Here is a 25,445-nt window from a genome sequence, read left to right on the forward strand (position 1 = left end):
CGGTGACGGCACGTAGGATCGCCGCAGTGTGGAGGACGACCGTCACCACGGGGGTGCGGTGCGCAAACCGATCGTCCGCACAGGGGGACTGATGCCTCGGTGAGCCAGATCGTCGTCAAGCGCCCACCACGTACCCTGCCGCCCGAAGTGCCCTCCGTCGAGCTGCAGTTGGAGACGCCTCCCGAACTGCCGCGCGGGCAGCAGGAAGGCATGCTGATGCAGGTGCTGCCGACGCTCGGCATGGGGTCGTCGGTGGTGTTCTACTTCGCCTCCCCCAACGCCCATCCGTTCATGCGGATCATGGGCGTGGTCATGCTGGTGTCGACGGCGGCGATGGTGGTCGCCCAGATCGTCCGCCACCGGCGCGGTACACAGGGGCAAATGGCCGATGTGCGCCGGGACTACCTCCGTTACCTCGCGCAGACCCGCCGCAAGGTCCGTGGGACGGCGGGCCGCCAGCGGGACGCACAGCTGTATCTGCACCCCGCTCCCGAGCAGCTGTGGGCGGTGGTCGCCGAAGGCAGCCGGGTGTGGGAACGACGCGTCGGGGACGCCGACTTCGGGCAGGTGCGACTCGGCCTCGGCCCGCAGCAGCTTGCGACACCACTGTCCGCTCCGCACACCGCGCCGGTCGACGAGCTGGAGCCGTTGTGCGCGGGCGCCATGCAGCGCTTCCTTTCCGTGCACGGCCAGTTGGACGGCCTGCCGGTCGCCGTCTCGCTGCGCGCCTTCTACCACGTGACGGTCTCCGGCGATCCGGAGCACGCCTGGGCGGCCGCCCGCGCGCTGGTCGCCCAGGCCGCCACGCTGCACTCCCCCGAGGACCTCGTGCTCGCCGTCGTGACGGCGCCGGGCGCCGTGGACCGGTGGGACTGGACGAAGTGGCTTCCGCACTGCCAGGTACCGGGGGTGTTCGACGGGGCCGGCACGCGCCGCCTCTTCGGGGACGACCTCGGCGAGCTGGAACAGCTGCTGGCGGACCAGCTGGACGGCCGGCCCCGCTTCAGCAGGGAGGGCAGGCCGCTGCTGGACCAGCCGCACCTGCTGATCGTCCTCGACGGCGGAATGGTCCCCCCGACCTCCGCCTTCGCGGCCGCGGAGGGGCTGCAGGGCGTGACGATCGTGGAGGTCGTCGCCGGTGAGCTGGACCAGCCCCGCGGTGACCTGTCGGTCGTCGTACGCCCTGAACGGCTGTGGCTCGACTCGGGTGCCGGGATCGCGTACGAGGGTGAGCCCGACGGACTGTCCCTGCCCGCCGCCGAGGCACTCGCGCGGCAGCTGGCGCCGCTGCGCCTGGGCGGCGGGGACGACGACGAACCGCTGCTCGCCAACCTGGACTTCACCGAGCTCCTCGGGCTGGGGGACGCGGCGGCCGTGGACGTGGCGCGGACCTGGCGGCCGCGGTCGGCACCGGAGCGCTTGCGGGTGCCGATCGGCGTCGGCGAGGACGGCCGGCCCGTGATGCTGGACCTCAAGGAGGCCGCGCAGGACGGCATGGGCCCGCACGGCCTGTGCGTGGGCGCGACCGGCTCCGGGAAGTCGGAGCTGCTGCGCACGCTGGTGCTGGGCCTCGCGGTCACCCACTCCTCGGAGACGCTGAACTTCGTTCTGGCGGACTTCAAGGGCGGCGCGACCTTCGCGGGCATGTCGCGGATGCCGCACGTCGCCGCCGTGATCACCAACCTCGCCGACGACCTGACCCTCGTCGACCGCATGGGTGACGCGATCCGCGGCGAACTGCAGCGCCGACAGGAGCTGCTGCGCGCCGCGGGCAACTTCGCGGGCATCCACGACTACGAGAGGGCGCGTGCCGCTGGCGCTCCGCTGGAGCCCCTGGCCTCACTCGTGATCGTGATCGACGAGTTCAGCGAACTCCTCACCGCGAAACCCGATTTCATCGACATGTTCATCCAGATCGGACGCATCGGCCGTTCGCTGGGTGTGCATCTGCTGCTCGCCTCCCAGCGGCTGGAGGAGGGAAGGCTGCGCGGCCTCGACACCTATCTGTCGTACCGCATCGGCCTGCGGACGTTCTCGGCGGCCGAGTCCCGCGCCGCCATCGGCGTGCCGGACGCCTACCACCTGCCCTCCGTTCCCGGCTCCGGGTACCTGAAGTGCGGGACGGACGAGATGGTGCGGTTCAAGGCGGCGTACGTGTCGGGGCCGTACCGCGCGGGCGACCCGGACGCCGGACGCGGGAGCAGGATGCCCGTCGAGCGCCGGCCCGCGCTGTTCACCGCGGCCCCGGTACCCGTGTCGTACGCGGCTTCGGACCCGGACCGGGCCCGGGCGCCCGGGCGGCGGCAGGAGGACGACGCGCTGGCCGACACCGTCCTGGACGTCGTCGTGCAGCGACTGGAGGGGCAGGGGGTGCCCGCGCACCAGGTGTGGCTGCCGCCGCTGGACCGGGCACCGTCGCTGGACGGGCTGCTGCCCGCCCTGACCGTCTCCGCCGAGCGAGGGGTCCACCCGGCGGACCACCCCGTACCGGGCAGCCTGACAGTCCCGCTCGGTCTGATCGACAAGCCCTTCGAGCAGAAGCGGGAGATCCTCTTCCAGAACTTCTCCGCCGCGGCGGGCCACATGCTGGTGGTCGGTGGCCCCCAGTCGGGCAAGTCGACCCTGCTGCGCACCCTGATCACCGCCTTCGCGCTCACGCACACGCCCCATGAGGTCCAGTTCTACGGGCTGGACTTCGGCGGTGGCGGCCTGTCCGCGGTGGCCGATCTGCCGCACGTGGGCGGCGTCGCCTCGCGTCTCGACCCGGAGCGGGTGCGGCGTACGGTCGCCGAGGTCGCCGGCGTCCTCAACCGCCGCGAGCAGTTCTTCCGCGCCCACGGCATCGACTCGGTCGCCACCTACCGCCGGCGCCGCGCGGCGGGCGACCTGCCCGGCGAGCCGTGGGGCGACGTCTTCCTCGTCATCGACGGCTGGGGCACCTTCCGCAACGACTACGAGGGCCTCGAGGGCGTCGTCAACGACATCGCCGCCCGGGGCCTCGGCCACGGCGTCCACGTGGTGCTGTCCGCCTCGCGCTACATGGAGGTGCGCGCGGTTCTCAAGGACCAGATCCTCGGCCGCCTGGAGCTGCGGCTCGGCGACGCCATGGACTCCGAGTTCGACCGCAAGGTCGCCCTGAACGTGCCGACCGGGGTGCCGGGCCGTGGGCAGGTTCCCGCCAAGCTGCACTTCATGACGGCGCTGCCGCGGATCGACTCGGCCTCCACAGCGGACGACCTGTCCGACGCCACCGCCCAGCTGGTCCGGACGGTCAAGGACAACTGGCAGGGCCCGTCGGCCCCGACCGTGCGTCTGCTGCCCCGCAAGCTGCCCGCCGACCAGCTGCCCAAGGGCTTCGAGTTCCCGCAGCACGGCATCGCGATCGGCATCGACGAGGCCGGCCTCGAGCCGGTGTTCATCGACTTCGACACCGATCCCTTCTTCCTCGTCTTCGGCGAGAGCGAGTCCGGCAAGACGAACCTGCTGCGCCTGATCGCCAAGCAGATCGCCGAGCGCTACACCCCCGCCGAGGCACGCATCGTGGTCGGCGACTACCGGCGCACCATGCTGGAGGCGGTGCCGGAGAGCCACCTGCTGGAGTACGCCCCGATGGCGTCGGCGATGCAGGTGCACATGGACGCCGTACGGCAGTTCATGGAGAGGCGCGCGCCCAAGCCCGACATCACGCCGCAGCAGCTGCGCGATCGCAGCTGGTGGAGTGGTCCGCAACTGTTCATCATCGTCGACGACCACGAACTGGTCGCCACCAACTCCGGCAATCCGCTGTCACCGTTGGTGGAGCATCTGCCCTTCGCCCGTGACGTGGGCGTGAAGTTCATCATCGCGCGGAACTCGGCCGGCGCGTCCCGCGCGATGTTCGAGTCGTTCATGCAGCGTCTGAAGGAACTGGGCGCCCAGGGCGTGGTCCTTTCGGGCGACCCGAGCGAGGGCGACATCCTGGGCCATGTGCGCGCCCGGCCCATGCCCCCGGGGCGTGGCGTGTTCGTGTCGCGCAAGCGCGGTACGCCACTGATTCAGGTGGGCTTGCTTCCGCAACGGCATTAGGGTGATCGACTGATACGGGGACGTACGGGGAGAACGGGGAGGCTGCTGAGGTGAGTTCGAACGGGGGCGGCGGTACGGGCAGCGTGCCGGACACGGGGAAGGCGTTCGACACGTTGTCCGGTGTGAACCCGGCGATGGCGCTGGACATCCAGCACAGCGCCATGAAGGGCTTCAAGAAGCGCGTCGACGAACTGCTTCGGGAGCTGGACGACTCCGAGGCCGCCCCGGCCAAGGTCGGCCGGGACCGCCTGTCCCGCGCCCAGCTGGGCTCCGCGGAGTTCAAGGAAGCACAGTTCCTCTACGACTCGTACGCCGTCGTCCACGACGAGCTGGAGAAACTCTCCAAGGCCCTGGGCGCGCAGATCGAGGGCATGGGCCTGGCGGTACAGGCGTCCCGGGTGGGCTACGAGAACCTGGACGCCGACATCAAGGCGCGGATGAGGGCGGTCAACGCGGAGGCGGAGAAGTACTACGTCGTGGAGCGGGATCCGTATGTGGAGCGACCGGTCCCTACTGCCGACGAATCCGGGCCCACCGGTGAAGAGGGGACCTACTGATGGCCGAGCAGTCAGGCCGCGGAACGCCGAAACTCGCTCGCACGGACTTCGAGTCCATGACGCACGAGCAGTTGGCCGCACTCCTCGACTCGGCGAGTTCGGAAGGTGCCTCCCACCTCGCCACGAAGCTCGCCAAGGCCTCGTCGACGATCACCGGGATCGGCGACGACCTCATGACGTACGTCAAGGGGCTCGAGTGGCAGGGTGAGGGCGGCGACGCCTTCCGCGACTGGGGAGGGCAGAGCGCCGCCGCGACGCTCCGTCTGGGCCAGTACGCCGAGGTGGCGTCCCGCTGGATGGCCACGGTCGCCCAGGCGGTGGCCGAGGCCAAGGCGGCGATGCCGGCCACGTCCGAGACGACCCAGGCCAAGGCGGACCTCGCCGACGCGCGGAAGACCATCGCGGCGGCACAGGACCCGGGCGCTCGTAACGACCCGGACGCCCGCAAGCTGGCCCAGACGGCTCAGTCCGACGCGACGGCGGCACAGCAGCGGGTGGAGGCGGCGCGGGCGGAGGCGATCCAGCAGTTGCGGAAGCTGGCGCAGACGTACGAGTACTCGGCGCAGCAGGTGAACAGCGTGCCGCCGCCCACGTTTGCGCCGCCGGCCGCTCACATGACTCCCGCCGTTTGGTATACCCCGCAGGAGTACGTCGCTCCTGACACGGGCGGTTCCGGTCCGACGACCACGGTGAACCCCGGCCCCGCCGTCAACGGTGACAGGAGCGAAACACTCAACCCGGCGCAGCCCACCACGGCTCCTGGTCCTTCGCCCCTCGCCGCCCCGGCCGGCAGTGAGCAGGCTGCTCCACCACCGCCTGCTGCCATGAACATCGACGGAGTCACCTCCCTACCGGAGACACGGAATACGGCACCTCTCAACACAACTGTGCCGCCGAGCAGCAACGCACCACGCCCTGAGAGCCCGCACCCTGTGCAACCCCTCGTCGTCCAGCCGACCAGGAACGGCCGTGGTGGGTTGCCTGGCCCGCTTGGGCCTCCACCGACTTCAGCACAGGTTCGCCTCCCACTGCTTCCAGGACAGGCTGGCGGCAGTGGCGGTGTCCCCCGTCCTGCGCGTGAAACCGGCATCATCGGTGGCCGCCCGGTGACCCCCACTACCGCTCGGCCCCCAACTGGGCTTCCGCGAGGAACGGTCATTGGCGGCGACTCAGGGCAGGGGCGCATGCCGCTTGGGCGCGCATCCTCTCCCGGCATCCCCATGGGAGCCGCCCCTGTGACGGGGCAGAACGCAGCGCATGGATCCCGACGTCTCGCCTCGGAGACCGGTGGTGTAGTTGGTAGAGGGCTGGCTCAACCAGGCCGTACCGGTCCACGGTCGTTCACGCCCGGTGGCGCAGGCCTGATCCGCCCCCCGGGCGCCGCGGACCCGAACCAGGGTTCGGCAACCGGTCGCGCTGGAGGCACTGTGCACCCGGCCCACCAGTCGGTCTCCCGTCGAGACAACCAGAAGGATCAGAGTCAGCGACGGCCGAACCGCCTCGAGGAAGAGGAGGAGACCTGGGTCGGCAGTCGCCGCCGTTCGATTCCTCCAGTCGTCGACTGAGCCGTCGGATCACCTCGTTTCCAGGAAGGCACATGTACACCAGCAGCAGGCGCACGCGGCGGCCCTTCTCAATGGCAACGGCTGCCCTCAGCCTGCTGCTGGTCGGTGTTGCCGCCACCCCCGCCCACGCCGAGTCGGTACGTGACATGCAGTGGCACCTCAAGGCCATGCGCGCCGACGAAATGTGGAAGGTCAGCAAGGGCCGGGGGATCACCGTGGCAGTCATCGACTCCGGCGTCGACGACACCCTCGCCGACCTGCAGGGGCAGGTCTTGAGCGGGAAGGACTTCTCGAAGCAGCGCGGTGACGAGCACACCGACATCGACAACCACGGAACGGGCATGGCTGCGCTCATCGCGGCCACCGGAAGCCGTGGGTCCCTTCACGGCTCCTACGGCTTGGCGCCGGAAGCCAAAATCCTCCCTGTCCGGATGCGTTACAGCACAGAGGATTACGGGCAAGTCGACAGCCATGCGGCGTTCTCGGGCGCGATGACCAAGGCGATTCGCTATGCGGCGGACTCCGAGGCCCGCATCATCAACATCTCCATGGGCGCCGCGAACGCTCCGGGCAAGCAGAACGCCGGAACGCCGGAACTTGCCTCGGCCGTTCGGTACGCCATCGACAAGGGCAAGTTGATCTTCGCCGCCGTAGGAAACAGCGGAGACAAAGCCAATTTCAAGGTCTATCCGGCAGCCGCGCCTGGCGTCGTGGGCGTGGGAGCAACCGACAAGAAGGGCAGGGCTCTGGAACAGTCCCAGCGCGGCCCACAAGTAGACCTCGCAGCCCCCGGTGGTGACATCGTCAATGCCTGCTCGGGAGGAACCCAGGTCTGCACGGGGAGCGGCACGAGTAGTGCCTCAGCCCTGGCGTCAGCCTCCGCCGCGCTCATCTGGGCCCAGCACCCCGACTGGACCAACCACCAGGTGCTCCGGGTCATGCTGAACACCGCAGGAAAAGCCAAGAACGGCGCGGAGCGCACAGACTCCATCGGCTACGGCATCGTCCGTCCCCGCATCGCGTTGAAGGATCCTGGCAACCCCGGCCCAGCGGACGAGTACCCGCTACCCGACCTGGCAGTTGCCTCAGAACCTCCGTCGGCCGCAACCTCAGCATCCGCAGGCGCGGGAGGCGACGACGACGCAGTCGACAAGCCGAAGCCCGCGACTGCCGCTTCGGCCGACGATGACGGCATCAACGGTGCGTGGATAGCTATGGGCGTCGCAGCTGCTGCGCTTCTCGCAGCAGGCGTCGCTGTCCCCACCCTCCGCGCCCGCCGCCGACGCTCGACCCAGGTACCGGCGGCACCTCCCTTCCCACCGCCTCACTCCCCCTACGGCCCGCCACCCGGGTCCGGAACCGGGCAAGGCCCACAGCGCTGAGGCCACCGATTCCCAGCACAAAGGAACCGACGTGTCATTCGACGAGATGTGGGGCCAGGCCCGAGAAAGCGCCCTCGCACGGCAACAGAGCAGCACGTGCCTGAACCAGCTCGCCCCGTCTGGGGGCGGCTCAGCAGGAGGCGCAGCACCGCGACGCTTATGGAGTCGCCTGCGAAGCGGGGGATGACGGACAGGGGCTCATCTGTCACCGTCACATTCCAGGCGCCATCGAGGTTGATCTTCATCGTGGAATCACCCCTGCTGTCTGAGTTCCGACTTCCGCCTGAGTAACCCGCCCATCACAACGCATAGCAAGCCGCGATCGACATATTGGCCCCGAGGCTGCTTCCCCTCTGCCACCACCCTGTCATCCACCTCTCGCCCAACTTTCCCTGCCTGCCGTTGGGCTGCAAACACAATCAGAGTCTGCCGGCTGGATCAGCCGTCGTGCGATGAGGGTCTTACAGGATGTCCGACAGCGCTTCTCTGAATCGACTCACGTCATGTTGAACGTACGGCGACAGATCGGTGAGCATCCTCACCGTCTCGTCGAGGTGGCGGGCGAGTTCAGGGGCAGACCTCCACGCTTCTTCTTTCCTGGTTACCACTGCTGAGAGCAGGTCGTCGTCGAACCAACCGCTCGTCTCCTCTTCCCTTGCCGTTTCTCGCAGAAAATCCAGGGCCACAGGCAAGAGCCAACGCAGACCGACGTCCTGCCCCACGAGGCGACGCAGGTTCTCGACCGTCAGATCTTTGATCGGCTTCTTTCGCAGCTCGTAAACACTGCGTACCAGCGGTGTGGTGTCCGTTGGCGGATCCGGCCAACGGACCTCCTCAAGTTCTTCGACCGACTTGCCCCTGTCGACAAACCCTGCCAGCACTTTCTGCCTCCGCTTTCTTACTTACGATGCCCGATGGAATGTAGGAATCCATTCAGGCGATCCAGCTCGTCAATCACTTCTTTGCGCTTCGTGATCAGCACTTCCAAACCTCTGTCCGTCAACCCATCCGGCAGAGCTTCTAGCTCTCTTTCCAAAACTCGGCGCACCTTGTCCAGAGCACTTCTCGCCTGCTTTAGTTCGGCGATGTGATCGAAAGGCGTCCCGTCCGGCTTGCGAGCTACGACCTCACCATTCGCTTCTCTTCTGGCCGCATCGTAGTGATTGTGATTCGGCTGCGAATTGATGTCACCCAGGGGGTCTGCCCTCGTATTCTCGAATTTTTCGATAGCTCGCTGAGCGGCTGGAGTCAGCCCCAACTCACGGCAGCTTTCCACCGGGGCAAGCCCCAGCGGATCACTCCACGTAAGCGGATTGTAAACGTATGTGGTCGGATGCGGAGCCGGCTGCAAACCAAGCGGATCAGGCGTGAGATATCGCGCCGTTTCCGGGTCGTAGTGGCGGAAGTAGTTGTAGTGGAGCCCTGTTTCCGGGTCGTAGTACTGGCCGGGGAAGCGGAGGGGGGTGTAGGCCGTGCTGGAGGTTGGCCAGGCGGTGGTGCCCCAGAGGGTGCTGCGGGTGCGCCAGGCTATGTCGCCCTGCTCGTCGATGAGTTCGGTGGGGGTGCCGACCAGGTCGGTGACGATGGCGAAGAAGCGGGAGTCGATCTCGTGCTGGGGGGCGTTCGCGGCGGTGATGCGTTCCGACTGGGTGATGGGGTGGAGGCCCCGGTGGTTCCAGGTCAGGGTGACCGGGTTCGGGAGGGACGGGGATGTTGTCGTCTGTTCGCAGAGGGTCGTGCCGTCCCAGGTGAAGAGGATCTGCTCGGTGGCCGTTTCGCCGTCGTCGGCCAGGCGGAGTTTGGCCGTTCTGCGGCCCAGGGGGTCGTAGGTGTAGCGCCAGCGGGTGCCGTCGGGGGTGGTGACCGCGGTCAGGCGGTCTTCCGCGTCCCAGGTGTAGTGCCAGGTGTCCGGCTTGTGGGAGAGGCGGGGTTTCTGGCGGAGGGTGGTGCGGCCCAGGGCGTCGTGCTCGTAGCGGACGCGGCCGGCCCGGGTGATGCGGGTGCCCGCATAAGCGCGGGAACCGGTTGCTTCGCCGCCCGGATGCGACGTCGGCCACGACGCGGAGGTCTGGTTGCCGGCCTCGTCGTAGGCGTAGCGCTCCGTCCAGTTCGCGGCGTGCACGGCCGTCACGCGGCCCATCGGGTCCAGGTCGAAGCGGCGCGTGCCGGAGAGCTGGTCCTCGATGCCGATCAGGTTGCCGTCGGCGCGGTAGGTGTACGCGCGGTGTTGCAGCGGACGGTTTGCCGTGCCCGTTACCGATTGGGTGGTCAGGCGGCCCAAGGGGTCGTAGGTGTGGTCCAGGGTGAGCGTTTCGCCTATGCGGCGGGTCAGCTCGCGGTCGGCTGGGTCGTAGGTGAAGGCGATGGTGCGGCCCGAGGCCGTCATCTCGGTGCTGCGGCCGGTCGCGTCGTAGGTCCAGGTGGTGGTCGCGCCGGTGGGGGTCGTGCGGGCCGTGCGGCGGCCGAACTCGTCGTAGGTGTAGGTGAGGGTGCGACCGTCGACCGTTTCGGAGAGGACTCGGCCGTGCGTGTCCCGGTCGATCGTCAGGGTTGTGCCGTCGGGGCCGGTGGCCTCGATCAGTTGGCCGGTCGGGTCGTATGTGTAGGTGGTTACTCCGTCGGGTGTGTGTTTGGTGGTCACCTGGCCGAGCGCGTTACGTTCGTAGGAGAGGGTGTGGCCCAGCACGTTTCTGCGGGACGTCAGGCGGCCGGCCTCGTCGTAGGTGTAGGTGAGGGTGCGGCCGTCGAAATCGGTCTCCGTGGCCAGGCGGCCGGCGGGGTCGTAGGTGTAGGTCCAGGTCAGGCCTTGAGGGTTGGTGACCTTGGTGAGGTTCAGTTCTGTGTCGTGGTCGAACTCGTAGCGCACTCCGTCCGGGCCCGTGCGGGCCGTCAGCAGGTCGAAGTGCGTGTATGCGAAGTGTGTGACTCCGCCTAGTCGGTCGGTGTGGGTGGTGCAGTTGCCCTCGCCGTCGTAGGTCCAGGACTCGGTCGTGCCGTCGGCGGCGGTGCGGCGGGCCAGGCGGCCCTCCACCGTCCACTCGAGGCGGGTCGTCGCGCCCGTGGGGTCCGTGATCGTGACGGGGCGGCCGAAGGCGTCGCGTTCGTAGGACGTCGTCGCGCCGAGGGTGTCCGTGATGCGTAGGGGGAGGCCCGCGTCGTCGCAGTGGATCGTGGTCGTGTGGCCCAGGGGGTCGACCACGGCCGTCAGGCGGCCCTGCTCGTCGTGAGTGAAACGGGTGGTGTGGCCCGTCGGTGCCGTCAGTGAGGTTCTGTTGCCGTGGCCGTCGTACGTCTGGTGGGTGGTGGTGCCGTTCGGGTGCCGGACCGTTGTGGGGAGGCGGAGGTCGTTGTAGTCGGCCTGGGACTCGCGGCCGTCGGGGTGCACGACCGAGGTGAGGTTGCCTGCTGCGTCGTAGGTGAAGCGGGTGGTGTGGCCCAGGGGGTCGGTGCGGGACAGCAGGCGGTTGTAACGGTCCCGGTCGAAGCGGGTCACCGCACCCACCGGGTCGACCTCGGCCACCACCTGGCACAGTTCGTTGACGAAGTAACGGTAGACGTGTCCGTTGCCCGTGGTGGCTGTGGTGGTGCGCAGGCCCGTCTCGGGGTCCCGGTCGGTGTAGGCGATCCGCAGGCTCACGTGGCCTTCGGTGCCGCCCTCGGCGATGCAGCGGTCGCGGTCGTCGTACGCGTAGGCGTAGCTGCGGTCGTTGGTGTCGGTCCAGGAGGTGATGCGGCCCGCTTCGTCGTAGGTGAAGCGGAGCGGCAGGCCGGAGGAGTTCACCACCTCGGTGAGGTCGCCCGCCGTCGAGTAGCCGTAGCGGATCAGTTGCTGGTCGCTGCCGTCGGGGGCCCCACCGACCAGGTGAAGGGCGGTGATCCGGTGGTCTTCGGCAGTGATCCGGATGCGGTAGCCGCCGCTGTGGGAAAGGGCGGTGGGGGTGCCGTCCGTGTCGTGCTCGAAGGTGATGCGGTTGCCGTTGCGGTCGTCGATCCGGTCCAGGAGGGCGTGGTCGTCGGCATGCCGGGTGAAGTGCCAGGTGCGGCCGAGCGCGGGGGCCGTGATCGTGTAGCCCTCGGGCTCGGAGCGCAGCTCCCAGCGTGGTCCTTCCGTCGGCAGGCTTGTACCGTCCGGCGCCGGGTGGGGGAAGGCCAGGATCAGACCGTCCTCGTGGACGAAGACGATGCGGTCCGGCTCGATCTCGAGCCGCTGGTCGACGGTGGAGGACCAGGAGGGGCCGAGCCAGCGGCCGGCGCGGTAGCCGGACTCCGCCCGGCGTTTGAACACCAGGGGAAGTGTTCCGGGGAGGGTCACGTCGGTCTGCGGCAAGTACATCTTGCCGGTGGCCAGGTCCACCGGGTCGTCAGGGCTGTGCTGGGTGGCGTGGCTGTCGCTGTGGGTGCCGGGGTCGCTCCCGTCCAGGTGGGAGCCGGCCGTGCCCAGGCCCGTCGGGCTGCCGAGGGCGTTGCGGCCGTCCATGTAGCGGGCCAGGCTTCCCGCGCCCTTGTAGGCCGCTCCGCCGGCCAGGCTGGGCACCGCGTAGCCCAGCATGCGCGCGGGGTCCTTCTGGAATTCGTCCCAGGTGTGGGAGGCGCCCTGGTAGACGTCCTTCGAGAAGCCGACCGGGTTCCTGACCGCGCCGACGCCGCCGTCGATGACCATCGCTGCGTCGTGCACGTAGGCCTTCGGTTCGGTGAGCAGTCGGCCCGGGTTGACTGCGAGGCCGAACTCGACGAGGTCGTTCCAGCCCTCCTTCACGCCGTCGGTCATGCGCTGCCAGCCGCTCGGCCGTTTGGGGGCCTTCTCGGCGGCCTTGTGCAGCGTCCGCTTCGCGACGGCGGCCGCGTCCGCGACGTCGCCCTGAGCGGTGTTGATCCGCTCGATCAGTTCCGCCATGGCGGTCCTGCCCGGGTCGGTCTCGGGGGGCCGGGTGGGCAGCGTGGCCGCGTCGGTCTTGATCGCCGCGTTGTAGTCGTCCACGGCCTTGGTGTACTGGCGGGAGAGGTCGCGGGCGACGGGCGCCTCGTGGTCGAGGATCTGCTGGGTGAGGCGCTGGGCCCCGTCGAGCACTTCGCGGTAGGCGAGTACGGCGGCGCCCGCCTCCACGAAGGCGTCCATCGCCCCGTCGAGGTCCTTGGGCAGCTTCTTGACCGTCTTGCGGAACTCCTCGGCGGCCTCGCCCTGCCAGGGGTCGGTGTTGAGCTTGCGCAGTTGCTCCGCGCCCTCGCCGAAGTGTGCCGCCGCGCCGCCGAGTTTCTTGATCAGCCGGTCGAGCTCCGCGGGTTTGCCCGGGACCCAGTCCTGGACCGTGTCGTCGGGGCCGATCCATATACGGCGGAAGAGGAACCGTTTCTCCGACATGCTGGGTGTTCCCGCTCCTGCCGCTACTTCTGGGGTCCGTCAGGGGTTTGGTCCTGGCCGTCGCGCTCCACCGGCACCAGGCGGGCCTGAACCTCGCCCTTCTCGGCGAGTCCATGCTCCTCGAGGAACGCGGTGACGGGGTGGTCGTCCTTGAACTGTTCCTGCCGCTCGAGCATCAGGACCTTGTACCGGTTCTTGGTCTCCGTGACCAGGAAGTCGTTGATCGTGGCGCTCAGCGCGGTGACGATCAGGTCGGCGTCGTCGGCGATGCAGCCCAGGCCGTGGCACCACTTGTCGAGGAAGTCGTTGACCGCCTCGGTGACTTCGCCGGCTCCGGTGTTCTCCTCGGTGACCTGGAAGACGTTGTCGAAGCGCTGGTCCGCCCGTTCCTCGGAGATCTTCCGGGCGGCGGACGTCGACTCCTCCAGCGGCCGTGCGATCGACTGGAGGAACTGCACTTCCCACTTGAACTCGCCGCCGTCCGCGCCCCTGGGGATGAGCCATGCCTGTGTGTCGCTCATGCCGCGCTGCCCCGGGGTCGGTACGAGATGTGCAGCACGGGTTCTGTGACGGTGGCGGCCGAGGCGAGGCGCACGGTGTGCTCGGCGGCCGGGTCCAGCCAGACGTCGAGTCCGGGTGGCAGGAGGTCCAGGAGGTCGGCGCCCGTCGTCGAGAACCAGGCCCCGCCGTCTGTGAAGAGCTGGAACTGTTCCAGTGAGGTGAACACCGGTACCAGTCGGGCCGGGGAGGGGGTGGCGGGGTCGGCGGTGGGCGTGGCCAGGTCGAGGATGCGGGAGCGCGGCGGCGCGTCGCCGACCGGGGACTGTGGCGCAGTCATCGTCAAGAAGCCCGGTTCTTCCGGTCGTTCGCAATAGACGCGGGCTCGGAGGAACGCGTCGAAGACGTCCTGCGGGGACGCCTCACCGCTCTTCGCCCGTCGAACCGTCCCCGCCAGGCCCACCGTGTCGTCCGGCGGCTGCCGTACTCCCTCCGACTTCGCCGTGGTGGCATCACTGGTTGTTGTCATGTCGGCGCCGCCCCCGTTCGCACGCGTGTGCTCAAAGATCACATACGTCGTTCGCGGTGCGCAACGCGCCTTTGCCGTACGGGGCGTGGCGAAGCGCACATGCGAAGAGGAGGCGGGCCGGGGCCGGCCGCCTCCTCTTCCTCCGGCACAGTGCCGTCCGGCTCAGCCCATCAGCATGCGGAAGCGGGCCGCGTTGCCGTGGTCGGTGTCCTTGTAGCCGATGACCGACTCGTCCAGGAGCTGGGCGATGCGGGCCAGCTTCTGGCACATCTGGTCCATCTCCGAGCTGCTGCTGCGCTGGATCTCGGTGTAGGCGGTCTTCGCCTCGCCCTCCCAGGTATCGGCGACGGCCTTGACCTTGCGCATGAGGGTGTCGAGCTGCTCGCTCATCTCCTTGGCCGTCTTGCGCACGTCCTGGGCGGCCTGGGTGACGGTGTCGAAGTTGACGGCGGTGCGGTCGTAGTTGACGCTCACGGTGCGTTTCTCCCGGGTGGCGGCGGTGTCGGTCAGGCGAGGTCGGTGATGCGGCTGGTGACCTGGTAGGAGTTGTCCACCCGGCGGATCTCCGAGACGCGCTCCTGCTCGTGGGCGTTGAACCCCTTGACGCTCATCCGCATGACGTCCTCCAGGTCGACGAGGTCGTCCTGGAGCTTCTTCAGGTGCTGGTTGACACCACGCTGGACGGTGTCGAACTCCTTGCCCGCGGCGCCCTGCCAGCCCGCCTGGATCATGTCGACGACGGTGTTGAGGGACGTGACCCTGCTGCTGACGTCCTGGTGGAAGTCACGGATCTTGTCGGCGAGATCGGTCAGGTCCGAGTCGCTGTAGTCGACGCTCATGGTCTCTTGCCCCTCCTCATGAGTGCTGGACGGATGTCCAGGTGCTTGGCGGGCAAGAACCGCTGCCTCCCTGCGCGACGCGTGGTCGCAGCGCCGCGCCGCCCCCGTGCGGTACCACAACCGTGGCACCCGCAGCCACTTTAGTCACTTGGTGTGGGTGTTCCAACTGCAAAGCGGCCACAGGCCAGTTCCGGGCGGGTACTGTCCGCGGAAAGCACGTGATCCGGTCATCGGACGGACACCGCCCGTGGGGGTGCCCAGTACTGTGACCGTCGATCGTCCGTACGTCACGAAAGGACACCGCTCCGCCATGGCTGATCTGCCGGACCGGGAACGCGAGACGCCCGAGGAAATGAAGGCGCGCAAGGAGCGCGAGCGGGACGAGCTGTACGCGCTGGACATCTCCGGCGTCGAGTGGCACTCCGCTCCGGGCACGGAGGAGCACGAGGAGCGGGTGGAGATCGCCTATCTGCCCGCCGGCGCGGTGGCCATGCGGTCGTCCCTCGACCCGGGAACGGTGCTGCGCTACACGGAGGCGGAGTGGCGCGCCTTCGTCCTGGGGGCGCGGGACGGGGAGTTCGACCTGGAGCCGGCGCCGGGGGACGCGACCGCCGCCGAGTGATCGGGGGCGGGCGTCACGCCCGCCGCTCTCCCCGGCGGCGGCGCAGGTCGCGCAGCACCACCGCGGTGCCGGCGATGACCGTCACCAGGACCGCGGTGACGCCCAGCACGCGGATCGCGAGGCGTTCGCTCCGTTCCGCCGGGGTCTCCGCCAGGGAGAACGGGGCGACGTCGGGAGCCTGGACCCTGGTCACACCGGGGTCGGGGGTGGGGGTCGAAGGAGGGTCGGCGAGGCCGGACTCCTGGACGGCGCGGACCGGGTCGACCACGCCCCAGCCGACGAAGTTGTCGTGGCCGTTGACCGAACGCTCCGCCGTCTGCTCGATCCGCGTGACGATCTGGGCCGCGGTCCAGTGCGGGTACTTCTCCTTGAGCAGGGCGGCCACTCCCGCGACGAAGGGGGCCGAGAAGCTGGTGCCGCTGTCCGTGCACTGGCCGCCGCCCGGGACCGTGGAGACGATGTCGACTCCGGGCGCGGCCACTCCGACGAAGTCACCCGGCTGTGAGAAGGCGGCCCGTTCGTTGTTCCGATCGGAGGAGGCCACGGCCAGTACGCCGTCGAAGGCCGCGGGGTAGGTGTTCTTGACCTTGCCGTCCAGACCGTCGTTGCCCGCGGAGGCGACCACGACGACGTTCCGCGCGATCGCCTTGCGGACCGCTTCGGCCAGGGCGGAGGTGGCGGACAGGGGCTTGGTGGTGTCCTGGGAGATGTTGACGACGTCGGCGCCCCGGGCCACGGCGTGGTCGATGGCCCGGGCCATGGTGCCGGAGTCGCCGCTGCTGTCGGCGTCGTTCTGGCGGATGGGGATGACGGTGGCGTTCGGGGCCAGGCCGACGAACCCGGTCCCTTCGCGGGGCCGGGCGGCGATGATGCCGGCGACCTTGGTGCCGTGTCCCACCTCGTCGTTGGTGGGGTCGCCCCCGCTCTTGCCCCCGGTGAGCAGGTCCAGCCCTGCCGCCTTGTCGACGGCGGCCGTAAGCTGCGGGTTCTTGTCGTCGACGCCGGTGTCGACGACGGCCACGCGCACGCCCTTGCCCTTGTCGGTGCCCTGCCAGAGTTCGTCCAGCAGGACGCGCTGCAGTGACCAGGGACGTGCCTTGAACTGCTGTGTGCTGGGGTAGGTGCACTCACCGCTGCCGTCGAGGCGCACGCGCTCCTGGGGGCGTCCCGGCGCGTCGTGGGCGGGCACGGGGGGCCGGCCGCCGAGTGCGGTCAGGAGTACGGCGGTCGCCAGCAGGGCGGCCTTGGTCGGCGACACCGGTGCGGTCCCTTTCTTGTCCGTCGTCCATGGTCCGTGCGTGCGAGGGGGGCGGGGGTGCGCCCGGGGCCGCAGGCTCACGAACCCTGGGGCTGCCGTGCGCTGTTGGTGTCGAGGCGAGGTCCCTTGGCGAGGAACTCGGACCAGGCCAGCGGGATTCTCGTGGGCCGGACGTTCTGGTAACCCAGCTTGACCTGGGCCTCGCTGGGTTCGGGGCCGGCGTCCGCCTCCGTGCCGGCGTCGTCGGCACCGATGTCGGAGGTCTCGCTGTCGCTGTCCCCGTTCGCCTGGACGGCGTACCGCAGTCCGGTGTCCGTCACGAGGAAGAGGGAACCGGCGTCGGACGCGGTGCCCTGGATCTGGGTGTAGAGCTGGCCCGATCCGGGGGTGACGTAGGTGCTCGTACCGCCGGGCGTGATCTCGACCGGGTAGCCGCTGCCCGCCCAGGTGCTGAGGACCGTCGAGTTGTCCTTGCCCACGTCGCGCAGGACGCTGCACACCGTGTCCCGTCCGCCGTCGGCGGAGTTGACCTGGTGGGCCCGCCGGTCGGGCCAGTCGGTGGGCTGGCCGGCGAACGGCTCGGTGTCCGCGGTGAAGTCCTGCAGGCCCACGGTGCGGGCCTTGCCGTTCATGTCGAGCACGGCCGTCTGCGGTGAGGAGATCAGGAGCCAGGCGGTGAACTCGGTGACCGGCCGCACCTCACCGGGGAGGACGACGTAGTACTGGGTTCCCTCGCCGGTCTCCGTCCTGAGGACCGTGCCGACCTTGTTCTCGTCCGGCGACAGCTGCCCCGGGACGCCCGCGGGCTCGCCGACGCCGACCGGGAGCCGCGGGAAGCGGATCGGGGCGCCCTCGTGGAGGGTGGCGAGCCATTCCTTGCTGACGGTCTGGGGCTTGCGGGAGCCGACGAGCGCGACGGTCAGCGGGTCGTTCTCCGCCCCGGTGACGGCGTACGTGGTTCCGCGGGCGTCGACCAGGTGACGCTCACCGGTGCGCGTCTTCACGTACAGGATGTCACCGCCGGAGAGCCGGCCGGAGCCTTCGGTCTTCGTCCGGTCGTTGCCGGCGAGCACGAACGTGGCTTCCTGAACCGTGCCGTTGCCGTCCCCGCCGCCGGGCTGTGCGCAGACCGCCCACCGTTTGGCCCGGCCCGCCTCGTCCGCGGAGGGCAGGCGGTCCGGGGCGTAGGGAATGCCGAGGATGGGTCCGCGCGGCAGCTTGCCGGAGTCGAGGATCTTGTCGTCGACCTGGACGACCTTGTAACCGGCGTCCTTCATCAGCAGGCGTGCGGAGGCGAGGTTGAGCACCGGGTGCAGGCGGGTGGCGCCGTCCGTCCTCAGGACGACGTAACGGGTCGTCGACTGCTTGCCGACGATCACCCGCGTTCCCGGTTCGTCCCAGCCGGGCGGGGCGGTGGGCTTGAACATGCCCCAGGCGCCGAAGACTCCCAGCACCAGCACCCCGACGATCAGACTCGGTAAGACGGCCCTCAGCGGCCGGGGGGCTCCCTCCTCCGATCCCGACGGCGAAGGCTGGAGGAAGGCGGCAAGCATGCGCCGCTTCGCGAACGTGTAGGCGTTGAGTTCGTCCCGCCGTGATGCCATGAGTGACCGCAGCTCCCCGTTACCGCCCCCGGGGATCCGAATCCCGGGCCGTCCGTTGTCGGACCGGCCCCCTACTATGCCTGGTGATCGTCGGTGCGCGCGGAGCAGGTAGGGTACGGGCTCTTTGCGAGCCGCAGCAGTGCAGTTGCTCGGGCTGTTGTGACCAGAGCGGGGGATGCGGTGAGGGCTTCGGGGACGCGGGTGCGTGGCCCGGCGGGGGTGGCAGGGGCGTCGGCGGGCGAGCCCGGAGAGACGGGGAGGCCACCGGCGGGCGGGCGGTCCTCTCCGAGACCGCCGCACCTCAGGGCGCGTCCGGGACACGGTGGTTCGTTCCGGCTGCAACGACTTGTGCTGATGGAGATCGCCGCGGCCGCCCTGCTCGTCGGATGGGTGACCGGTCCGGTCGCGCTGGTGCCGGCCGCGGCCGTCGCCGCCGTGCTGCTGGCGCTCGCCCTGGTCCGGCGCCGTGGACGCTCGCTGCCCGAATGGCTCGCCACGGCACGGGCGTTGCGGGCGCGGCAGAAGCGAACCGTGGCTCTCGAGGTGCCGCCGGGGACCGAGCCGGGGCTGGTGCCGGTGCTCGAGTGCGCCCCGGCCCTGCGGACCCACTCGCACGGGGTGCGGGACCGGCGTCCGGTGGGGATCGTCGGGGACGGCACCTTCGTCACCGCGGTCGTGCACGTGGAGGCCGACTCCACCGCGCTGCGCGCCGAGCGGAGCCGGCAGCCGCTTCCACTGCGTCTGGTGCGTGAGGCCCTGGAGGTGGACGGCATCCGGCTGGAGTCGGCGCAGATCGTGCTGCACACCCAGCCCGCTCCCGCGCTGCATCTGCCCCGCCAGTCCGTGGCGGTCGCCAACTACGCGCCGCTGCAGGAACAGGTCGAGGCCCCGGCGGTGCGCATCACATGGATCGCCCTGAGGCTGGACCCCGAGTTGTGCCCCGAGGCCGTGGCCGCACGCGGTGGCGGGGAGACCGGGGCACGCAAGTGCGTCGCCCGCGCGGCTCGTCATCTCGCCAGCCGGCTGACCGGTGCCGGTTTCCGGGCGACCGTTCTGGACGAGGAGGAACTGGTCGCCGCCCTCGCCACGTCGGCGTGTGCCAATCCGCTGGTGACGGCGGAGGCCGGGCGGTCCGAGGCGAGGGAGCGGCGGACCGAGGAGTCCGGCCGCAGCTGGCGCTGCGACAACCGCAGACACACGACGTACTGGGTGCGCCGGTGGCCCGGAACCGGTGGCGGCGACGGCCCCTCGCTCCCCCAGTTCGTCGCACGGGTCACCGCCGTCCCGGCGCTCGCCACCACCTTCAGCCTCACACTCGCGCGCGGGGAGGGGCAGGCGGTGTCACTGTGCGGGCACCTCAGGGTGACCGGACGCAGTGACGACGAACTGGTGGCGGCCCGCCGCGCGTTGGAGGAATCCGCGCGGGAGGCCGGGGCGGGCCTGGCGCGCCTGGACAGGGAGCAGCTCCCCGCCATGCTGGCCACGCTGCCCCTGGGAGGTGCGCGGTGACGACGTCCACGACAGGGACGGCCGACGGCGCCCGGGCGCACGGTCCCGCCGAAGGGGACGAGCGGTCCGCGACCCGGCGGACGCCGGTCAGTCGGCTGCTCAGCGGCTTCGGCCTCGTCGGCCCCCGGCACGGGCGGCACACGCTGCCCGTGGACCAGGTGGACGCGCTCGCGCTGCCGATCGGCGACGACGGCGTCATCGCCGGTGTGGACGCCGACGGCCGGCCAGCGGTGCTCGGGCTCAACCGGCCGACACCGTACGACGTCGTCCTGATCGGCGGGCTGTGGACGGCGCAGGTGCTGGCGCTGCGGGCGGCGGCGACGGGAGCGCGGGTCGCGGTGGAGACGGGACGACCGCAGTCCTGGCTGCGGATGGTCCACGCCATGGGGGGCGGGCAGAACGGGCTCGCGGTGTACGACGTGGGACGGGTGCCCCCGCAGGGCGCGTCCGCGGGGACGCCCGTGCTGGTCGTGCGGGACTGCGGCATGCGACCGCCCCGGGGGCGGGTCGTCTCGGGGCCCTGGCAGTCGCTGCTGACGCTGCTGCCGTACTTGAGTCCTGTCGCTCCCGGGCTCCTCCGGCGGGCTCGGCTGGCGGGCGTCCAGCGGGTCTCCCCGGACGAAGCGGCCGAACTGGGCCGCACCCTGAGCCTGTCACGGGACGAGGTGGAGTCACTGCCCACCCTCGCTGACGGTGTGACGCTCTGGTGCGCCGACGGCGACCGGCAGTACGTGACGACCCGGCCCACCGATGCCGAGACCGGACTGCTGGGCGTGCCACGAAGGATGGACTGAGCGGGACGTAAGGCACCGAGCGAGACGCCGTCATCTCACCCTGCCTTCACTTCATGCCCACATGAGTGCCACTCTTGTCCGGTTTGCCTGCGGATGTCGGTCGACCGGCCGTCAGTTGTGTTCCGTCGTACGCCCCGAAGGAGTGAGGGTGGTGGCCGGACGGGCCTGCCGATGCGGGGCGGGTGGTGATTAGGCTGGGAGTGGGCGTGACGTCGGAACCCGTGAACCGGGCGGCGGCGTCCCGGGTGAGGGCGGGGGAAACCGGTGGAGCCGGAGGATCTCGCACGACCTCGAGCGGCTTCGGACCACTGCGAAGCACTTCGGACGACAAGCCGGTCGCCCCAGCGTGGCATGAGGGTGCACGACCAATCAGGAGGAACTGTGAGCAGCGATCGGGACGGGACGCGCGGGGGCTGGGCGACACCCGGCGATGACCAGCCCGACGCGGAGTCCGCCATCGAGACGACGGGCGAGTTCACCATCGACTACGCGCCGCCGGCCTGGTACACGCAGAACGCTTCGGGGAGTTCGGACTCGGGGGCGTCGTCCTCCTCCTCCGGCTCCTCCCATTCTCCCGGTTCGGCCGGTCCTTCGGCTTCGGCCGTTTCCGGCCCCTCGCCCGCCCCTTCTTCCCCGCCCGCTTCGGCTCCTCCCGCCGGCGGGCCCGTTCCGCCACTGCCCGGGCTGACTCCGCCGCCGCACGCGGTGGGGGCGTCCTCCGTTCCGGCGCCCGGCCCCTTCACGCCGCCTCCGCCCCCTTCCGGGCCGCCGGTGGCCGTGCCGCGGCTTCCGGTGGGAAGCGGGTTCGAGCCGCAGCGCCCTGAAGCGGCAGCGGCAGCGGAGGAGGAGCGCTCGGACACCGGTGCGGCGTCACCGGCGGCCGTGCCGAACATTCCGGTCGGAGGGTTCCAGTCGCAGTGGTCCACGCAAGAGACCCAGTCGGAGAAGCAGGCGCCGCCGGAACAGACCGGCGGGCAGAGCGACAACGGTGATCTTGAGAGCGGGGCCACGATTCGCTTCTCCGCCGCCGCGTTGAAGCGGGAGATCGCGGAGCGCGAGGCGGAGACCGAGACCATGGGCGCGGCCGCGGCCGAGGCTGACGCCGACGACGGGGGCGGCGAGAGCGCCGCCGGTGCCTCCGGGGACGCGTCGGACTCACCGGACGCGGCCGGTGACGAGGGCGTTTCCGGTGCGTCCGGCGAGGGTGAGCTCGGCGGATCCTCCAGCTCCGTGGACGAGGCCGCCGAGGACGACATCCTGGCTGCGGACGGGGACACCGAGGAGGCCGTGTCCTCACCGGCCGAGGCGGAAGAGGCCGCCGTTCCGGCGGCAACGGACGCCGAGCCCGAGCACGCGGCGCCCGACGAGGACGCACCGGCGGCTGTCGAGCCCGGGGACGCCGAGCCGGTGAACGACGCGGTGCCCGCGGACGAGGCTCCCGTCGACGCGGACGACGAGGACGAGGCGCCGCAGGACGCCGGCCCGGTGCCGTCGGACGCCCCGCCCGCCTGGACTCCCCAGGCACCGCAGGTACCCCCGGCCGCGTCGGCCTACCCGGCCGCCCCCGCACCCGCGAGCGAGTGGCCCGTACAGCCGCCGCAGGCGGCCCCTGCTCAGCCTCAGCCGGCGGCGGCGCAGGCCCAGCCTGCCGTGCCTGCTCAGCAGCCGCCGTTCCAGCCGCAGGCCCCGCAGCCCGCGCCCGCCGCGTGGAACGCCCCGCCCGCGCCCCCCGCCCAGCCCGCGCAGCAGCCCGCTCCGCAGGCGGGGTACGGCTTCCCCCAGCCCGGCCCGGCGGCACAGCAGCCCGCCCCGGCGCCCGCCCCGCAGGCCGGATACGGGTTCCCGCAGCAGGGCACCCCGGCGCCCACCGCACCGCCGCAGCCCGGCTACGGCTTCCCCCAGCCCGGCCCTGCGGCACAGCAGCCGCCCGCGCCGCAGCATCCGGAAACTCCCCCTACGCCCGGCCCGCAGGCCGGACAGGGCCTTCCGCAGCAGGGCACCCCGGCGCCCGCGGCCCAGCCGCCCGCCGGATACGGGTTCCCGCAGCAGGGCACCCCGGCGCCCACTGCACCGCCGCAGCCCGGCTACGGCTTCCCCCAGCCCGGCCCGGCGGCACAGCAGCCCGCCCAAGTGCCCGCCCCGCAGGCCGGATACGGCTTCCCGCAGCAGGGCACCCCGGCGCCCGCGGCCCAGCCGCCCGCCGAGACCCCGGCCGCCCCGGCCGCCCCGGCCGCCGGATACGGGTTCCCGCCCGCCGGGGCCGTCCCGACACCCCCGGGCCAGCAGCCGTCCGCGCAGCAGCCCGAGGCCCAGTCCGGCGGTCACGGTTCGGCGCAGCCGCAGCACCCGGGGATTCCGCAGCAGGCCCAGCCCCCACACGCCGGGCAGGGACCGCAGCAGCCCGTCGATCCCCGCGCCGGGGCCGCCTGGCCGCAGCCCATCCAGCACGACCAGCGCCAGCCGACCAACCCCGGTGCCGCACCGCTCGGTTACACCGCGGCGGTGGAGCTGTCGTCGGACCGGCTCCTGAACAGCAAGAAGCAGAAGGCGAAGAGCAGCCGTCCCGCGACCGGCGGTTCGCGTTTCAAGCTGGGCGGGAAGAAGGAAGAGGCCGAGCGGCAGCGGAAGCTGGAGCTCATCCGCACGCCGGTGCTGTCCTGCTACCGCATCGCGGTCATCAGCCTCAAGGGCGGCGTCGGCAAGACGACCACCACCACCGCGCTCGGCTCCACCCTCGCCACCGAGCGGCAGGACAAGATCCTCGCGATCGACGCCAACCCGGACGCCGGTACGCTCGGCCGCCGTGTGCGGCGCGAGACCGGGGCCACCATCCGTGACCTCGTCCAGGCGATCCCGTACCTCAACTCGTACATGGACATCCGGCGGTTCACCTCGCAGGCGTCCTCCGGTCTGGAGATCATCGCCAATGACGTCGACCCGGCCGTGTCCACGACGTTCAACGACGAGGACTACCGGCGCGCGATCGACGTGCTCGGCAAGCAGTACCCGATCATCCTCACCGACTCCGGTACGGGTCTGCTCTACAGCGCGATGCGCGGGGTCCTGGACCTCGCCGACCAGCTCATCATCATCTCCACGCCGTCCGTGGACGGTGCGAGCAGCGCCAGCACGACGCTGGACTGGCTGTCCGCGCACGGGTACGCGGACCTCGTCTCGCGGTCCCTCACCGTCATCTCGGGGGTGCGCGAGACCGGCAAGATGATCAAGGTGGACGACATCGTGGCCCACTTCCGGACCCGGTGCCGTGGGGTGCTCGTCGTACCGTTCGACGAGCACCTCGCCGCCGGTGCCGAGGTCGACCTGGACATGATGCGGCCGAAGGTGCGGGAGGCGTACTTCAACCTCGCGGCACTGGTCGCCGAGGACTTCGTCCGGCACCAGCAGTCGCACGGTCTGTGGACGTCCGACGGCAACCCGCCGCCGGTGGCCGCCCCGCCGCTGCCGGGCCAGCCGGTTCCCGGCCAGCCCCCGGTGCCTGGTCAGTCCGCGCCGGGTCAGCCGACGCCGTATCCGTATCCGTATCCCCAGCAGCAAGCCCAGCAGCAAGCCCAGCAGCAGCCCCAGCCTCAGCAGCCGCAGCCCGGGCAGCACCACGCCCACCCGGGGCAGCCCCCCGTGCAGCCGGGACAGCCCTACCCGCAGGCCCCGGGCCGGCCCTGGCCTCCCCAGCCCGGCGGGCCCGGCCAGCAGTAGGACCTGACCCGCGGAACACGAGAGCGGCCCCTCGCCAGGGGCCGCTCTCCGTGTGCGGACCGGCTACGGCTTCTCCGCCGCGGCCACCAGCTCCTTGCAGCGCTTGACGTCCTCGGCCATCTGCTCCAGCAGCGCCTCGATCGTGTCGAACCTGGCCTGCCCGCGCACGAAGGCCAGGAAGTCGACCGCGACGTGGAGCCCGTACAGGTCGAGGCCGACGCGGTCGATGGCGTACGCCTCGACCGTGCGCTCGGTGCCGTCGAACTGCGGGTTGGTGCCGACGGAGATCGCGGCCGGCATCGCCTCGCCCTGGGCGTGCAGCCAGCCGGCGTAGACGCCGTCGGCGGGGATCGCGGTGTGCGGGAGTGTCTCCACGTTGGCCGTGGGGAAGCCCAGGTCGCGGCCGCGCTGGGCACCGCGCACGACGACGCCCTCCACCCGGTGCGGACGGCCCAGGATCTCGGCGGCGCCCTCGACCTCGCCCTCGGCGACGAGACGGCGGGTGAGCGTCGAGGAGAACGGCTCGCCGCCGCCCGCCTCACCGGTCACGTACAGGTCGACGACCTCGACGTCGAAGTCGTAGACCTCGCCCTGCTCGGCGAGGAACGCCACGGTGCCCGCGGCCTTGTGGCCGAAGCGGAAGTTGGGGCCCTCGACGACCGCCTTGGCGTGCAGCTTGTCGACCAGGACCTTCACCACGAAGTCGGCCGCGGACAGCTTCGAGAATTCGGTGGTGAACGGCAGGATCAGGACCGCGTCCACCCCGAGGCCCGCCATGAGTTCCGCACGCCGGTGGTGCGGTGCGAGCAGCGGGGGGTGGCTGCCGGGGCGGACGACCTCGCTGGGGTGCGGGTCGAAGGTGACGACGACCGCCGGGACGCCCAGCTCCCGGGCGCGGTCCACGGCGTGCCGGATGATCAGCTGGTGTCCGCGGTGCACTCCGTCGTAGGAGCCGATGGTGACGACGCTGCGCCCCCAGTCCTGGGGGATGTCCTCCAAGCCACGCCAGCGCTGCACTGTGCCTGCTCCTTGTCGAAACCTTGTCGAACGAACCCGGGTCCGTGGACTTCTCTGCGCAGCTCTAAGGGTGCCATGCCGCACTTCGGCGGTCGGCATCGGCATGGTGGCTGTGTGACCGGGTGCACGTACG

17 protein-coding genes are annotated in these 25,445 nt (G+C 70.6%); 7 read left to right on the top strand and 10 right to left on the bottom strand.

The genetic code is table 11. The features are described 5' to 3' along the window. Positions 1-99: 99 nt before the first annotated feature. Positions 100-4,065, top strand: a complete 3,966-nt coding sequence (locus BU52_RS30040; protein ID WP_037940453.1) for a type VII secretion protein EccC — start codon at positions 100-102, stop codon at positions 4,063-4,065. A gap of 50 nt (positions 4,066-4,115) precedes the next feature. Further along, positions 4,116-4,622 (top strand): hypothetical protein, encoded by a 507-nt coding sequence (locus tag BU52_RS30045; protein ID WP_037940455.1) that lies wholly within the window; start codon positions 4,116-4,118, stop codon positions 4,620-4,622. Positions 4,623-5,085: 463 nt separating this feature from the next. On the opposite strand, the gene BU52_RS36910 is transcribed toward BU52_RS30045, so the two are convergent. Next, positions 5,086-5,214 (bottom strand): hypothetical protein, encoded by a 129-nt coding sequence (locus tag BU52_RS36910; protein ID WP_268747633.1) that lies wholly within the window; start codon positions 5,212-5,214, stop codon positions 5,086-5,088. 1,005 nt (positions 5,215-6,219) lie between these two features. Between BU52_RS36910 and mycP (BU52_RS30055) the strand changes: the two genes are divergently transcribed. Beyond that, positions 6,220-7,569 (top strand): type VII secretion-associated serine protease mycosin, encoded by a 1,350-nt coding sequence (gene mycP, locus BU52_RS30055; protein WP_037940460.1) that lies wholly within the window; start codon positions 6,220-6,222, stop codon positions 7,567-7,569. Between the two features lie 461 nt (positions 7,570-8,030). Here the strand turns inward: mycP (BU52_RS30055) and BU52_RS30060 are convergent, their stop codons facing one another. The 6 genes from BU52_RS30060 to BU52_RS30085 all read right to left on the bottom strand — a co-directional run bounded on the left by BU52_RS30060 (position 8,031) and on the right by BU52_RS30085 (position 14,794). Continuing rightward, positions 8,031-8,450, bottom strand: coding sequence for a contact-dependent growth inhibition system immunity protein (locus BU52_RS30060; protein ID WP_051858716.1), 420 nt, complete (start codon positions 8,448-8,450; stop codon positions 8,031-8,033). 17 nt (positions 8,451-8,467) lie between these two features. After that, entirely contained in the window at positions 8,468-12,928 is a 4,461-nt protein-coding gene (locus BU52_RS30065; protein WP_078903524.1) for a polymorphic toxin type 28 domain-containing protein, read from the bottom strand. Positions 12,929-12,951: 23 nt separating this feature from the next. Further along, entirely contained in the window at positions 12,952-13,449 is a 498-nt protein-coding gene (locus tag BU52_RS30070) for a hypothetical protein (protein WP_037940461.1), read from the bottom strand. Further along, on the bottom strand, positions 13,446-13,955 hold the full coding sequence (locus tag BU52_RS34355) for an SseB family protein (protein WP_157847934.1): 510 nt from the start codon (positions 13,953-13,955) through the stop codon (positions 13,446-13,448). The genes BU52_RS30070 and BU52_RS34355 overlap by 4 nt, the downstream gene beginning before the upstream one ends. 162 nt (positions 13,956-14,117) lie before the next feature. Then, the gene (locus BU52_RS30080; RefSeq protein WP_037940464.1) at positions 14,118-14,429 is read right to left on the bottom strand and encodes a WXG100 family type VII secretion target; all 312 of its coding nucleotides are present in this window, start codon (positions 14,427-14,429) and stop codon (positions 14,118-14,120) included. 32 nt (positions 14,430-14,461) lie between these two features. Continuing rightward, on the bottom strand, positions 14,462-14,794 hold the full coding sequence (locus tag BU52_RS30085) for a WXG100 family type VII secretion target (protein ID WP_037940465.1): 333 nt from the start codon (positions 14,792-14,794) through the stop codon (positions 14,462-14,464). Positions 14,795-15,104: 310 nt separating this feature from the next. On the opposite strand from BU52_RS30085, the gene BU52_RS30090 reads away from it, so the two are divergent. Then, the gene (locus BU52_RS30090) at positions 15,105-15,416 is read left to right on the top strand and encodes a DUF397 domain-containing protein (protein WP_037940466.1); all 312 of its coding nucleotides are present in this window, start codon (positions 15,105-15,107) and stop codon (positions 15,414-15,416) included. A 13-nt stretch (positions 15,417-15,429) separates the two neighbouring features. Here the strand turns inward: BU52_RS30090 and mycP (BU52_RS30095) are convergent, their stop codons facing one another. Together mycP (BU52_RS30095) and eccB are read right to left on the bottom strand one after the other, a co-directional pair. Then, positions 15,430-16,674, bottom strand: a complete 1,245-nt coding sequence (gene mycP, locus BU52_RS30095; protein ID WP_037940467.1) for a type VII secretion-associated serine protease mycosin — start codon at positions 16,672-16,674, stop codon at positions 15,430-15,432. A gap of 77 nt (positions 16,675-16,751) precedes the next feature. After that, positions 16,752-18,278 carry a type VII secretion protein EccB gene (gene eccB / locus BU52_RS30100; protein WP_037940468.1) on the bottom strand — a complete coding sequence of 509 codons (1,527 nt, stop codon included), beginning with the start codon at positions 18,276-18,278 and terminating at the stop codon, positions 16,752-16,754. A 354-nt stretch (positions 18,279-18,632) separates the two neighbouring features. On the opposite strand from eccB, the gene eccE reads away from it, so the two are divergent. The 3 genes from eccE to BU52_RS30115 all read left to right on the top strand — a co-directional run bounded on the left by eccE (position 18,633) and on the right by BU52_RS30115 (position 24,295). Beyond that, positions 18,633-19,787: a type VII secretion protein EccE gene (gene eccE / locus BU52_RS30105; protein ID WP_407702069.1), complete on the top strand. Its 1,155-nt coding sequence runs from the start codon at positions 18,633-18,635 to the stop codon at positions 19,785-19,787. After that, complete coding sequence (locus tag BU52_RS30110; RefSeq protein WP_037940473.1) at positions 19,784-20,581, top strand: hypothetical protein; 798 nt, start codon at positions 19,784-19,786, stop codon at positions 20,579-20,581. The genes eccE and BU52_RS30110 overlap by 4 nt, the downstream gene beginning before the upstream one ends. Before the next feature lie 351 nt (positions 20,582-20,932). Next, complete coding sequence (locus BU52_RS30115) at positions 20,933-24,295, top strand: SCO5717 family growth-regulating ATPase (protein ID WP_078903526.1); 3,363 nt, start codon at positions 20,933-20,935, stop codon at positions 24,293-24,295. Positions 24,296-24,358: 63 nt separating this feature from the next. Here BU52_RS30115 and BU52_RS30120 read toward each other — a convergent pair whose 3' ends face one another. Beyond that, the gene (locus BU52_RS30120; RefSeq protein WP_037940477.1) at positions 24,359-25,312 is read right to left on the bottom strand and encodes a bifunctional riboflavin kinase/FAD synthetase; all 954 of its coding nucleotides are present in this window, start codon (positions 25,310-25,312) and stop codon (positions 24,359-24,361) included. Positions 25,313-25,445 lie beyond the last annotated feature (133 nt).

The organism is Streptomyces toyocaensis, from assembly GCF_000725125.1.
Lineage (GTDB): Bacteria > Actinomycetota > Actinomycetes > Streptomycetales > Streptomycetaceae > Streptomyces > Streptomyces toyocaensis.

What these genes read in the sequence shown, in the direction of transcription:
- mycP (WP_037940460.1), top strand. Translation starts at nt 6,220, where the DNA reads ATGTACACCAGCAGCAGGCGCACGCGGCGGCCCTTCTCAATGGCAACG.
- BU52_RS30065 (WP_078903524.1), bottom strand. Translation starts at nt 12,928, where the DNA reads ATGTCGGAGAAACGGTTCCTCTTCCGCCGTATATGGATCGGCCCCGAC.
- BU52_RS30070 (WP_037940461.1), bottom strand. Translation starts at nt 13,449, where the DNA reads ATGAGCGACACACAGGCATGGCTCATCCCCAGGGGCGCGGACGGCGGC.
- BU52_RS34355 (WP_157847934.1), bottom strand. Translation starts at nt 13,955, where the DNA reads ATGACAACAACCAGTGATGCCACCACGGCGAAGTCGGAGGGAGTACGG.
- BU52_RS30085 (WP_037940465.1), bottom strand. Translation starts at nt 14,794, where the DNA reads ATGAGCGTCGACTACAGCGACTCGGACCTGACCGATCTCGCCGACAAG.
- BU52_RS30090 (WP_037940466.1), top strand. Translation starts at nt 15,105, where the DNA reads ATGGCTGATCTGCCGGACCGGGAACGCGAGACGCCCGAGGAAATGAAG.
- eccB (WP_037940468.1), bottom strand. Translation starts at nt 18,278, where the DNA reads ATGGCATCACGGCGGGACGAACTCAACGCCTACACGTTCGCGAAGCGG.
- eccE (WP_407702069.1), top strand. Translation starts at nt 18,633, where the DNA reads ATGGAGATCGCCGCGGCCGCCCTGCTCGTCGGATGGGTGACCGGTCCG.
- BU52_RS30115 (WP_078903526.1), top strand. Translation starts at nt 20,933, where the DNA reads ATGAGGGTGCACGACCAATCAGGAGGAACTGTGAGCAGCGATCGGGAC.